The organism is Aeromonas sp. QDB20 (assembly GCF_027707805.1).
Lineage (GTDB): Bacteria > Pseudomonadota > Gammaproteobacteria > Enterobacterales > Aeromonadaceae > Aeromonas > Aeromonas dhakensis.
On record NZ_JAPCJC010000017.1, the window covers coordinates 62,903 to 75,276 of the forward strand.

Genomic DNA, 12,374 nt, shown 5'->3' on the forward strand with positions numbered 1-12,374 from the left:
TGCGAAAGAGGGACGCCGCGGCGTCCCTCTTTCGTGGTCGGGGCGAAGCTCAGCGTTGCGCGGGGAAATAGCGCTCGAGCAGGGCTGTCAGGATGGCCTGGCTCTCGGCATCCGGTTCACCGCTGACCAGGGCGGGCCGAAAGTGGAGCTGAAAGGCGCGCAGGGCGGCGCGGCTCTGCTCGTCCCAGTTGCCGCTCGGGGTTACGCCATAGCCGTAGCTGGCCAGCCGTTGCTGCCAGCCGAGGGCATCCCAGGCCGGCGCCGGCTGCTGGCGCAGCTCGGCCAGCCGGGTCTCATCGGGCCAGGCGCCCACCCCGTAGTGCAGGGCCAGCTCGCGCCAGGGGAAGTGGGGACCGGGATCCTGCTTGCGCTCGGGGGCGACGTCGCTGTGGGCCAGCACCTGGGTGGGGGGGATCTGGTAGCGCTCGACCAGCTCGCGGGTGAGGGCGCCGAGGGCGGCTATCTGTGCCCGGGTGTAGGGTTGCCAGCGCCGCTGGTGGGCGGGCAGCAGCTCATCTTGTGGCGGGTAGCCGAGGTTGACGATCTCGATGCCAAGAGAGCTGGCATTGAGCCCCGTATACTGGTGCCAGCGGCTGCGGCCGGCATGCCAGGCGCGCCGGTTGTCGGGCACCAGCTGGTAGACCGGCAGTGGCCGCTCATGGGTATCGCGCGGGATCAGGTAGTGGGCGCTCACCTGATGGGCCGGCTCTGTCAGCAGGCGCAGGGAACGCTCATCGTCTTCATCCGTGTAGTGCAGGATCAGAAAGGCGATGCGCTCGTTCTGGCTGGCGCTCTGATGGTCGTTGTTGAGCCGATAGGGGGCGGGCTGACAGGCGCTCAGCAGCAGGGTGAGGCAGAGGGCATACCAGTGCCGACAGGTGCCCCATGGCCGACGGCACCCACCCACCGCCAGCAGGCGGGATGATGGTGAGCGCAGACGCCGGCCCATGGTTCAGCCGCGATACTTGGCGGTGAGGCCGATGAGGAAGTTGCGCAGGATCTGATCCCCGCAATCCTGGTAGTGCTTGTGGTCCCGTGAGCGGAACAGGGCGCTCAGCTCGGACTTGGAGAGGTTGAAGTTCGCCAGCTTGAGGGTGGCGAGCATCTCCTCTTCCTTGAAGTTGAGGCCGATGCGCAGCTTGCGCAGGATCATGTTGTTGTTGATCCGGTTCGGGATCACCTGGGGCGGTGCATCTTCCCGCGCGCCACGGCGCACCAGGATCAGGCCGTCGAGGAACTGGCTCAGGGCCGAATCCGGGCAGGCGGCAAAGCCAGCCTCCTGCACTTCACCCTCTTCTGCCTCTTTCATCAGCCAGCCGTGCAGCTGGGCGTGGGTGACGGTCAGGTTGCCCTTGGCGAACATGTCGACCATCTGGTCGTTGCTGATGCTGAGGGCGTAGCGCAGGCGGCGCAAAATATCGTTGTTGGTCATGTCGACTCCTGTGGAAACGGCGCAACTTTACCATCTGACGGGGCCCGCGTCAGAAAAAGCGGGCCACCGGGTCAGGCGAGGTAGCGGGGGGCCTCCTGGCGCACCTGCTCCATCGCATCCTGCAGCTCCAGCAACTCGGGCTCGAGTTCGGCCACCGCCACCCCGTCGCGCAACTGCTGCTCCAGCTGGGAGAGCAGCCGCTGCAGGCGAGGCACCCCCGAGTAGGCGCAGCCGCCGTTGAGGCGGTGGAGCTGGGCCAGCACCTCGCTGTCCTCCACCTGGCCGGCGAGCGCCGCCTCCAGCACCGGATCCACCTCGTCGAAACTGGTCATCAGCATGGTCAGCATCTCCTTGGCGAGATCCAGCTTGCCCGCCGCCTGGCGCACCGCCAGCGACCAGTCGATCTGCTGGCTGGCGTGATTCTGGTGGCGACGATGGGCGAAGTCGGTGATGAGCTTGGCCAGCATGGCCTCGTCGATGGGCTTGGCCAGATAGTCGTCCATGCCCTGGCGGATCAGCCGCTCCCGCTCGCCGGGAATGGCGTGGGCGGTGACCGCGACTATGGGCGTCTCGGTGTTGAGGGACTGGCTGCGAATAGCCTGGGTGGCGCTGATGCCGTCCATGATCGGCATCTGGATATCCATGAAGATGATGTCGAACGGCTGGCTCTGGGCCAGTCTGACCGCCTCCTTGCCGTTCTTGCACACCACCACCTGGCTCACCATCTCCTTGAGCATGGCGGCGATCAGCTTGAGGTTGGCGGCGTTGTCGTCCACCGCCAGCACCTTGATCTCCTGCACGCTGCGCGGGGAGGGCTCTGGCAGCGGGGCGCTGCGCGCCGCCTCGGGGGAGAGCAGGGCGTGCAGCAGCTTGCGATGGTTGATGGGTTTGGAGAGGCAGTGCTGGGCACCGTGGGCCAGCATGGCCTCGTAGAGCGAAGGCTCGTGGCTGCTGAGCAGCACTATGGTGTTCTGCTGGCCATCCAGCCCGTCGAGGCGCGCTACCACCTGCTGCGGGCTGTGCTGGGTACCGCTGCCGATGATCACCATGTCCTGGCTGCTCATCTCGGGCCAGGGGTCGTCGCCGGTCAGGGAGTGCACCTGCAACTGCCACTCCGCCAGCAGGGCGCAGATGGCGGAGTGGCTGAAGGGATCCGGCTCCAGCAGCCAGACCCGCTTGCCCTGGATGCGATCCAGCGGCAACCGGTCGGTCTGGGGCAGGGGGGAGACCTCCAGATCCAGGCTGAAGGAGAAGACAGAGCCCTTGCCGAGTTCCGATTCGAAGCGGATCTGGCCCCCCATCTGCTGCACCAGCTTCTGGGTGATGACGAGGCCCAGGCCGGTGCCGCCATAGCGGCGGGAGATGGAGGAGTCGGCCTGGTTGAAGGCCTGAAACAGCTGGCGCTGCTGCTCTTCCGAGATGCCGATGCCGGTGTCGCGGATCAGCACGTTGAGCCGCACCTTGTTGCCGCTGAGGCTGCCGGTCTGCTCGATGCGCACGTCCACGTTGCCGCGCTCGGTAAACTTGATGGCGTTGCCGGTGAGGTTGGTCAGCACCTGTTGCAGGCGCATGGGGTCGCCGGTGAGGTAGTCCGGCACCTCGGCATCCACCTGCAGGGAGAGCTCCAGCTGCTTGTCGTGGGCGCTGGGGCCGAGCAGGTGCATGGTCTCGTTGAGGGTGTCGCGCAGGCTGAAGGGGATGTGCTCCAGCTGCAGCTTGCCCGCCTCCAGCTTGGAGAAGTCGAGGATGTCGTTGATGATGCCGAGCAGGTTGCGGGCCGACTTCTCGATGGTCTGCATGTAGTCGGTCTGGCTCGGAGTCAGGCTGGTCTTGAGCAGCTGGCGGGTAAAGCCGATGACCCCGTTGAGCGGGGTGCGCAGCTCGTGGGACATGTTGGCGAGGAACTCCGACTTGACCCGCGCCGCCTCCTGCGCCCGCTTCTTGGCCATGTCGAGCTCGACGTTCTGGATCTCTATTTGTTCAAGTGTCTCCCGCAGATCCGAGGTCGCCTGATCGATATTCTGCTGCATCTCCTCGTGGTATTCCGAGAGCGCCTTGGCCATGGCGTTGATGCCGTTTTTCAGCATGTCCAGCTCGCCGGTGAGCTGACCGCTGACCCGGGTGTCGAGCCGCCCCTCCCTGATCTTGTGCACCGCCTGCACCATGTCGGTGATGGGCTGGGTCACGCTCTTGACCAGCCGAAAGCCGAACAGGGTGCTGAAGGCGATGCCGATGAGCACCATGATCACCGCGAAGAAGGTGTCGCGGTACTGCAGGATCATGGCCCGATCGGTGGTCATCTGCATGGAGATGTAGCCGATCATCGGCGGCTCCACGTCGCTTGGCAGCGGGAAGCCGTCCATGCTGGTCTCGGCCTGGATCGGGGTGCGCAAGATGATGTCGTCGCCATAGAGGGTGACGCTGGTGAGCTCGGGGATCTGGCTGCCGTCCGGCAGCCGCAGCCGGGTGAAGTCCCTGTGGTAGTTGGACGTCACGAACAGCTGGTTGTCCTGGGTGAAGACGGCGATGGACTTGATGAGCGGCGAGTTCTTGCGGTGGGTGAGGCCGATCAGCCGCTTGAGCGATTCGCGACTGTGCTGGGTCATGCCATATTCACTGGCGATGGCCAGCGGCTCTATGATGTTGATGCCCTGATCGATCAGGTTGTTTTCCAGCTGCTGATAGCGGTGGAAGGTGAAATAGCCGGCCATCAGGCCGCCGATGATCAGGGTCGGCAAGATGGTAAAGGCCAGCACACGCGCCCGAAGGCCGTATTTGGTCATGCGGATGATCCCCCGAAGAGCAGGGTTGGCAATGGCGTAAACGAGCGGGTGCGGGCCCACAGGCCGTATTTGGTCATACTATTATTCTTGTGGGACAATAGCCTGCTGCAGATTCCACAATCATGACATAGCCACCTATAGGCACCAAGTTTTATGGCCCAGTTTTTCAAGCCCCAAAAGAAATCCACCCAGCCCCAACGTATTGAATTTACGGTAGACAGCCTGGATCACCACTGCGTCGGGATCGGCCGCCACCAGGGCAAGGCGATCTTCATCGAAGGGGCGCTGCCCGGTGAGCAGGTCAAGGCCCGCATCCTCGAAGACAAGAAGCAATATGCTCACGCCGCCCTGCAACAGGTGGTGACCCCGGCGGCCAATCGCATCGCCCCCTTCTGCAGCCACTACCGCGAGTGCGGCGGCTGTAGCGCCCAGCACCTGGCTGAGGCGGATCAGCGCGCCGCCAAGGAGGCCGGCCTGGTCAGCCTGTTCGAGCGGCTCGGCAACATCCAGCCTCCGGCGCTGGAGCCCGTGCTGGGCGGGGAGTCCCGCGCCTATCGCCGGGTCTGCCGGTTGGCCATCAAGTTCGACAAGAACGGCCGCTGCACCCGGGTGGGCTTTCGTCGTCGCCAGTCGAACGAGCTGGTGGAAATCAGTGGCTGTCCGGTGCTGGCTGAACCGCTCTCCGCACTGATCGCCCCGCTGCGCGAATGCCTCAACCGCCTCAAGAGCCAGCGTGAGCTGGGCCATGCGGAGCTGATCCAGGCCGAGCAGGGGATCCTGATGCTGCTGCGCCATACCGGCCGGCCGACCGAGGCGGATCGGGCGCAGCTGATCGAGTTTGCCAAGGCGCAGGGGATCGACCTCTATCTGCAGGCGGCCGATGAGCAGATTGAGCCGCTGCACCAGCAGTTTGCGCCCTCCTACTCGCTGGATGGCCTGTCTCTTGCATTCGCTCCCGGTGACTTCATCCAGGTCAACGGCCCGGTCAACCAGCGCATGGTGGAGCAGGCACTGAACTGGCTCGAGGCGGGCAAGGATGACAAGGTGCTCGATCTGTTCTGCGGTATCGGCAACTTCACCCTGCCGCTGGCCCGTCAGGCCCGCGAAGTGGTGGGGGTGGAAGGGGAGCTGGCCATGGTGGCCCGTGCCGAAGAGAACGCCCGTCGCAACGGCATCGAGAACGCCCATTTCTACAAGGCGGACTTGAGCGGCGACATCGCCGGTATGTCCTGGGCGCGGGAAGGGTTCGATCTGGTGCTGCTGGATCCGGCCCGTCCCGGTGCGTTCGAGGTGATGGAGCACGTCGTGAAACTTTCACCCAGACGGGTGGTCTACGTTTCCTGTAATCCGGTCACCTTGGCGCGCGACAGCCAGGTGCTGGTGAAAGGGGGCTATCGGCTGGTGCGCCTCGGCATGCTCGACATGTTCCCGCACACCGGCCACCTGGAGTCCATGGCGCTGTTCGAGCGCAAATAGACGAGCGATGATGGGCAAAACGGACGTGGTGACGGTGCCATGAAAGGGCTGCCGTCAGCTGACGATGGTGGCGTCCATAACGCTGTCTGGGCAGGCATGATTGGGGTAATCTAGACCCTTGTAAATCGGCAGGGCCTGGCGGAGAACTCTATTGTTTTTCTTGACAATATGCCTTGAAAAATTCTCCGCAGATCCCCATTTGAGGCAATCTCATGAGGGGAGGGGGCGACAGCCTTCGGCCCAATAATTTAAAGGATTGATACCATGGTTGCGGTTCGCGATATTCATTTGAAAGACAACTTCACCCTGGAGGAGTGGGTCAGCTCGCTCACCCTGAGTGACAGTGACAAGGATCAGCTGCGAACCGTCTACCAGTACTGTCTGACGCTCGGTGACGAAGCGCTCACCAACCGGCTGCTGGTGCGTGGGGTCGAGATGGTGGGCATCCTGCTGATGCTCAGCATGGATCTCGGCACCCTCAAGGCCGCCATCATCTACCCCTTCGTCGAAGCCGGTCTCATCAGCCAGGAGCGGATGGACGAGGACTTCGGTCCCAAGATCGCCAAGCTGGTGGAAGGGGTGCTGGAGATGGAGGCCATCCGCTCCCTGCAGACCCTGCACCGCAGCGAAACCTCGCCGGAGCAGGTCGACAACGTGCGGCGCATGCTGCTCGCCATGGTCGAGGATGTGCGCGCCGTGGTGATCAAGCTGGCGGAGCGGATCGCCTGCCTGCGGGAGGCGAAGAAGGCGGATGAAGAGACCCGGGTGCTGATGGCCCAGGAGATCACCAACATCTACGCGCCGCTCGCCAACCGGCTCGGCATCGGTCAGCTCAAGTGGGAACTTGAAGATCTCGCCTTCCGCTATCTGCACCCGGATACCTACAAGCAGATCGCCAAACAGCTCGACGAAAAACGGCTCGATCGGGAGCGCTACATTCGCGAGTTCGTGCAGTCCCTGCGTGATGCCCTGAAAGAGGCGGGGGTCGAGGCCGAAGTCTACGGCCGGCCGAAACACATCTACAGCATCTGGCGCAAGATGCAGAAGAAGCACCTCGAATTCAACGAGCTGTTCGACGTGCGTGCGGTGCGGGTGGTGACCAAGCGGCTGCAGGATTGCTATGCGGCGCTCGGCATCGTTCACACCCACTTCCACCACATTCCTCGCGAGTTTGACGACTATGTCGCCAACCCCAAACCCAACGGCTACCAGTCCATCCATACCGTGGTGGTAGGGCCCGAGGGCAAGACGGTGGAGATCCAGATCCGTACCGACCAGATGCACCAAGATGCCGAGCTCGGTGTGGCGGCTCACTGGCGCTACAAGGAAGGGGCTCAGGCCGGCGGCAAGGCCAACAACTTCGAAGACAAGATCGAGTGGCTGCGCAAGCTGCTCGCCTGGCAGGAGGATCTTTCCGAGAGCGGCTCCCTGCTCGAGGATCTGCGCAGTCAGGTGTTCGAGGACAGGGTCTATGTGTTCACTCCGAAAGGGGATGTCATCGACCTGCCGGCGGGGGCCACGCCCCTCGACTTTGCCTATCACGTCCACAGCATGATCGGCCACCGCTGCATCGGCGCCAAGATCGACGGCCGCATCGTGCCGTTCACCTATGCGCTGCAGACCGGCGATCAGGTGGAGGTGATCACCCAGAAAGAGCCGAACCCGAGCCGCGACTGGATGAACCCCAACTCAGGCTTCCTGCGCTCCAGCCGGGCGCGGGCCAAGGTGGCCACCTGGTTCAGAAAACTGGATCGGGACAAGAACATCGTCGCCGGGCGCGAGCTGTTCGACAAGGAGCTGGATCGCCACAACCTCAGCATGGCCAAGATCGACAAGGGCAACATGCTGCGCCGCTTCAATCTGGAGAGCACCGACGATCTGCTGGCCGGCATCGGCAGCGGCGACATCCGCATCAACCAGGTGATCAACTACCTGGACACCTGTTACAACAAGCCGACGGCGGAGGAGGAAGATCGCCGCCTGCTGGAGAAGCTGGAGCAGAAGGCCAATGCGCCGTTCCGCCACAAGCCCAAGGATCACATTGTGGTGGAAGGGGTCGGCAACCTGATGACCCACATCGCCCGCTGCTGCCAGCCCATTCCGGGGGATGCCATCCAGGGCTTCATCACCATGGGCCGCGGTGTCTCCATCCACCGGGAGGACTGCGAGCAACTCAAAGAGCTGTCGCGCCGCAACCCGGAGCGGTTGATCGATGCGGTATGGGGGGAGAACTACTCCGGCGGTTACGGTCTCACCATCCGCATCCTCTCCAACGACAGATCCGGCCTGCTGCGTGACATCACCACAGTGCTCGCCAACGAGAAGATCAACGTGATGGGGGTGCGCTCACGATCCAACGTGCGCGAGCAGACCGCCGAGATCGACATGGAGCTGGAAATTTACAACATCAACGCCTTCAACCGGGCGTTGGCCAAGCTCAGCCAGCTCAACGACGTGATCAGCGCCAAGCGCCTCTGATCGTACGCAACACTGCACTCGTGACCGACCGCCAGGTCGGTCACTGTTTTCTCCCGGTAGCATCAAGAAAAGCGAACATCCCATGTCCCAACGTTACGACCTGCCCCAACTGCTCGCCATCATGGCCAAACTGCGCGACCCGAACGGGGGCTGCCCCTGGGATCTCAAGCAGAGCTTCCAGACCATAGTGCCGCACACTCTGGAGGAGGCCTACGAGGTTGCCGACGCCATCGAGACCGAAGATTGGCAGGGGCTGAAAGGGGAGCTGGGGGATCTGCTGTTCCAGGTGGTGTTCTATGCCCAGCTTGGCAAGGAGCAGGGGCTGTTCGACTTTGCCGACATCGTCGACACGGTGAGCGAGAAGCTGATTCGTCGCCACCCCCATGTCTTCTCCGATGCCGACCTCGGCGACGAGCAGGCGGTGAAGGTGAACTGGGAGGCGGAAAAGGCCAGGGAGCGGGCGGCGCTCGACAAAGAGAGCGTGCTTGACGACATCCCCCTCTCGCTGCCGGCCCTGACCCGCGCCGCCAAGATCCAGAAGCGCTGCGCCACCGTCGGTTTTGACTGGAAGACCCTGGGCCCGGTGGTGGACAAGATCCACGAGGAGATCGACGAGGTGATGGAAGAGGCGCTGATGGCCGACGTGGATGAAGAGCGGGTGAGCGACGAACTCGGCGATCTGCTGTTTGCCACCGTCAATCTGGTGCGTCATCTGGGCAAGGATCCGGAGCAGGTGCTGCGGGGCGCCAACGCCAAGTTCGAACGCCGCTTTCGTCAGGTTGAACAGTTTATCGCCGCGGAAGGGCTGAAAATGACCGACTGCAGCCTCGAGAAGCTGGATGCCGCCTGGGTCAAGGCCAAGGAAACCGAACAAAGTTGATTTGGCGCAAGATGGGGGGGCCGGGAGCCTGATAGATTTTTGTTCATTGTTTGGGAGAGGGGGTTTTGGTATACTGTTTCCCCGTCCTGCTTCATCCCCGAAGCACCCCTTAAAATTCCCTAAACTTCTTTCAGGTTCAGCATGACGACAAAATATATTTTTGTAACTGGTGGCGTTGTTTCATCCCTCGGCAAAGGCATTGCCGCAGCTTCTCTGGCAGCCATTCTGGAAGCCCGTGGTCTGGATGTGACCATCATGAAACTGGACCCCTATATCAACGTGGATCCGGGCACCATGAGCCCGACCCAGCACGGTGAAGTGTTCGTAACCGAGGACGGGGCCGAGACCGATCTGGACTTGGGCCACTACGAGCGTTTCATCCGCACCAAGATGACCCGCCGCAACAACTTCACCACCGGTCGCATCTATGCCGACGTGCTGCGCAAAGAGCGCCGCGGCGACTATCTGGGCGCCACCATTCAGGTGATCCCGCACATCACCAACGCCATTAAAGAGCGGGTGATTGCCGGTGCCGAAGGCCATCAGGTTGCCATCGTCGAAGTGGGCGGTACCGTGGGCGACATCGAGTCCCTGCCGTTCCTCGAAGCCATTCGTCAGCTGGCTGCCGAAGTGGGTCGCAACAACGCCATGTTCATGCACCTGACCCTGGTACCTTATCTGGCCGCCGCCGGCGAAGTGAAGACCAAGCCGACCCAGCACTCCGTGAAGGAGCTGCTCTCCATCGGTATCCAGCCGGATGTGCTGATCTGCCGTTCCGACCGCGCCATTCCGGCCAACGAACGTGCCAAGATCGCCCTGTTCTGCAACGTGCCGGAGCGTGCCGTCATCTCCATGAAGGACGTCGACTCCATCTACAAGATCCCGGCGCTGCTGAAATCCCAGAACCTGGACTCCTACATCACCGAGCGCTTCGGCATCGAGTGCAAGGAGGCCGATCTGGCCGAGTGGGAACAGGTCATCTATGAAGAGGCCAACCCGACTGCAGAAGTGACCATCGGCATGGTAGGCAAGTACGTCTCCCTGCCGGATGCCTACAAGTCCGTCAACGAGGCGCTCAAGCACGGCGGTCTGAAGACCCGTCTCTCCGTCAACATCAAGTACATCGATTCCCAGGACATCGAGACCCGTGGCGCCGAGCTGCTGGAAGGTCTGGACGCAATCCTGGTGCCGGGTGGCTTCGGTGAGCGCGGCGTGGAAGGCAAGATCCTGGCGGCCCAGTATGCCCGCGAGAACAAGATCCCGTATCTCGGCATCTGTCTCGGTATGCAGGTTGCGATGATCGAATTCGCCCGCAACGTGGCCGGCATGGCCGGGGCTCACTCCTCCGAATTCAAGAAAGATTGCGCCTACCCGGTAGTGGGTCTCATCACCGAGTGGGTGGATGACGAAGGCAACGTCGAGACCCGGACCGAGAAGTCCGATCTGGGCGGCACCATGCGTCTGGGTTCCCAGCTCTGCCACCTGGTGGAAGATTCCAAGGTGCGTCAGATGTACGGCAGCCCGACCATTTACGAGCGCCACCGTCACCGTTATGAAGTGAACAACAAGCTGCTGCCGCAGATCGAAGCAGCGGGCCTGAAAGTGACCGGTCTCTCCGCCGACAAGAAGTTGGTGGAAATCATCGAGATCCCGGATCACCCCTGGTTCGTGGCCGCGCAGTTCCACCCGGAGTTCACCTCGACTCCTCGTGATGGCCACGCCCTGTTCGCCGGTTTTGTGAAGGCGGCGGGCGAGTATCAGAAGCGTAATCTGAAGTAATTGAAAATAAATGCGGTTGGGGCCCTGTGCCACAGCCGCTTTTTTTGGCATATTTTTGTTGTTTTTTTACGAAACCTGAGGAAATACACATGTCCAAGATCGTTAAAGTGATCGGTCGTGAAATCATCGACTCCCGTGGTAACCCGACCGTTGAGGCCGAAGTTCACCTGGAAGGTGGTTTTGTTGGTATGGCAGCCGCTCCGTCTGGCGCGTCCACCGGTTCCCGCGAAGCGCTGGAACTGCGTGACGGCGATAAGAGCCGTTTCCTGGGTAAAGGCGTGCTGAAAGCTCTCGAAGCCGTCAACGGCCCGATCGCTCAAGCGCTGCTGGGTAAAGATGCCAAGGACCAGGCCACTGTCGACCAGATCATGATCGACCTCGACGGTACCGAGAACAAATCCAAGTTCGGCGCCAACGCCGTCCTGGCTGTTTCCCTGGCCAACGCCAAAGCTGCCGCTGCTGCCAAAGGCATGCCGCTGTACGCCCACATCGCCGAGCTGAACGGCACCCCGGGTATCTACTCCATGCCGCTGCCCATGATGAACATCATCAACGGTGGTGAGCACGCCGACAACAACGTCGACATCCAGGAGTTCATGATCCAGCCGGTTGGCGCCAAGACCCTGAAAGAAGCCGTTCGCATGGGCGCCGAAGTGTTCCACAACCTGGCCAAAGTGCTGAAGTCCAAGGGCTACAACACTGCAGTTGGTGACGAAGGTGGTTTCGCTCCGAACCTGAAATCCAACGCCGAAGCGCTGGAAGTGATCGCCGAAGCCGTTGCTGCTGCCGGTTACAAGCTGGGCACCGACGTGACCCTGGCCATGGACTGCGCTGCTTCCGAGTTCTACGACGCAGAGAAGAAAGAGTACAACCTGAAAGGCGAAGGCCGTGTCTTCACCTCCAACGGTTTCTCCGACTTCCTGGAAGAGCTGACTGCCAAGTTCCCGATCGTCTCCATCGAAGACGGCCTGGACGAATCTGACTGGGAAGGCTTCGCCTACCAGACCCAGAAACTGGGCAAGAAAATCCAGATCGTGGGTGACGACCTGTTCGTAACCAACACCAAGATCCTGAAGCGCGGTATCGACAACGGCATCGCCAACTCCATCCTGATCAAGTTCAACCAGATCGGTTCCCTGACCGAAACTCTGGCTGCCATCAAGATGGCCAAAGACGCTGGCTACACTGCCGTCATCTCCCACCGCTCCGGTGAGACCGAAGACGCGACCATCGCCGATCTGGCCGTTGGTACCGCTGCTGGCCAGATCAAGACCGGTTCCATGAGCCGTTCTGACCGTGTTGCCAAGTACAACCAGCTGATCCGCATCGAAGAAGCCCTGGGTGCCAAGGCTCCGTTCCGCGGTCTGAAAGAAGTGAAGAACCAGGCTTAATCGTCGCCTGTTCTCCGGCTTCACAAAGCCCCGCCATCCGGCGGGGCTTTTTCGTCTGTGTCACCCCCATCCCCGAATTCTGCATTTTTTGTTCCGACCGAACCCATCCGGGACACAGGCTTTCTTTTGTCTTGCCTGCGAATATGGGAAACTAG

Annotated in this window: 8 protein-coding genes; 5 read left to right on the forward strand and 3 right to left on the reverse strand. The window is 61.9% G+C overall.

The window, feature by feature from the left end; genetic code table 11:
* Positions 1-49: 49 nt before the first annotated feature.
* From PG897_RS17300 to barA, 3 genes are all read right to left on the reverse strand, one after another.
* Complete coding sequence (locus PG897_RS17300) at positions 50-949, reverse strand: N-acetylmuramoyl-L-alanine amidase (protein WP_043170424.1); 900 nt, start codon at positions 947-949, stop codon at positions 50-52.
* A 3-nt stretch (positions 950-952) separates the two neighbouring features.
* Entirely contained in the window at positions 953-1,432 is a 480-nt protein-coding gene (locus PG897_RS17305; RefSeq protein ID WP_005309414.1) for a DUF1456 family protein, read from the reverse strand.
* A 71-nt stretch (positions 1,433-1,503) separates the two neighbouring features.
* Positions 1,504-4,215 carry a two-component sensor histidine kinase BarA gene (gene barA, locus PG897_RS17310; RefSeq protein ID WP_024941396.1) on the reverse strand — a complete coding sequence of 904 codons (2,712 nt, stop codon included), beginning with the start codon at positions 4,213-4,215 and terminating at the stop codon, positions 1,504-1,506.
* A 153-nt stretch (positions 4,216-4,368) separates the two neighbouring features.
* Here barA and rlmD point away from each other — a divergent pair, with 153 nt between their 5' ends.
* From rlmD to eno, 5 genes are all read left to right on the forward strand, one after another.
* Complete coding sequence (gene rlmD, locus PG897_RS17315; RefSeq protein ID WP_201881394.1) at positions 4,369-5,691, forward strand: 23S rRNA (uracil(1939)-C(5))-methyltransferase RlmD; 1,323 nt, start codon at positions 4,369-4,371, stop codon at positions 5,689-5,691.
* 264 nt (positions 5,692-5,955) lie between these two features.
* Complete coding sequence (relA, locus tag PG897_RS17320; RefSeq protein ID WP_005309420.1) at positions 5,956-8,169, forward strand: GTP diphosphokinase; 2,214 nt, start codon at positions 5,956-5,958, stop codon at positions 8,167-8,169.
* An 82-nt stretch (positions 8,170-8,251) separates the two neighbouring features.
* Positions 8,252-9,049: a nucleoside triphosphate pyrophosphohydrolase gene (mazG, locus tag PG897_RS17325; RefSeq protein ID WP_043170420.1), complete on the forward strand. Its 798-nt coding sequence runs from the start codon at positions 8,252-8,254 to the stop codon at positions 9,047-9,049.
* Positions 9,050-9,190: 141 nt separating this feature from the next.
* Positions 9,191-10,828, forward strand: coding sequence for a glutamine hydrolyzing CTP synthase (gene pyrG / locus PG897_RS17330; protein WP_005309423.1), 1,638 nt, complete (start codon positions 9,191-9,193; stop codon positions 10,826-10,828).
* 89 nt (positions 10,829-10,917) lie between these two features.
* Positions 10,918-12,219 carry a phosphopyruvate hydratase gene (gene eno, locus PG897_RS17335; protein WP_201881387.1) on the forward strand — a complete coding sequence of 434 codons (1,302 nt, stop codon included), beginning with the start codon at positions 10,918-10,920 and terminating at the stop codon, positions 12,217-12,219.
* Positions 12,220-12,374: the final 155 nt, after the last annotated feature.

What these genes read in the sequence shown, in the direction of transcription:
- eno (WP_201881387.1), top strand. Translation starts at nt 10,918, where the DNA reads ATGTCCAAGATCGTTAAAGTGATCGGTCGTGAAATCATCGACTCCCGT.
- pyrG (WP_005309423.1), top strand. Translation starts at nt 9,191, where the DNA reads ATGACGACAAAATATATTTTTGTAACTGGTGGCGTTGTTTCATCCCTC.
- PG897_RS17300 (WP_043170424.1), bottom strand. Translation starts at nt 949, where the DNA reads ATGGGCCGGCGTCTGCGCTCACCATCATCCCGCCTGCTGGCGGTGGGT.
- rlmD (WP_201881394.1), top strand. Translation starts at nt 4,369, where the DNA reads ATGGCCCAGTTTTTCAAGCCCCAAAAGAAATCCACCCAGCCCCAACGT.
- barA (WP_024941396.1), bottom strand. Translation starts at nt 4,215, where the DNA reads ATGACCAAATACGGCCTTCGGGCGCGTGTGCTGGCCTTTACCATCTTG.
- PG897_RS17305 (WP_005309414.1), bottom strand. Translation starts at nt 1,432, where the DNA reads ATGACCAACAACGATATTTTGCGCCGCCTGCGCTACGCCCTCAGCATC.
- relA (WP_005309420.1), top strand. Translation starts at nt 5,956, where the DNA reads ATGGTTGCGGTTCGCGATATTCATTTGAAAGACAACTTCACCCTGGAG.
- mazG (WP_043170420.1), top strand. Translation starts at nt 8,252, where the DNA reads ATGTCCCAACGTTACGACCTGCCCCAACTGCTCGCCATCATGGCCAAA.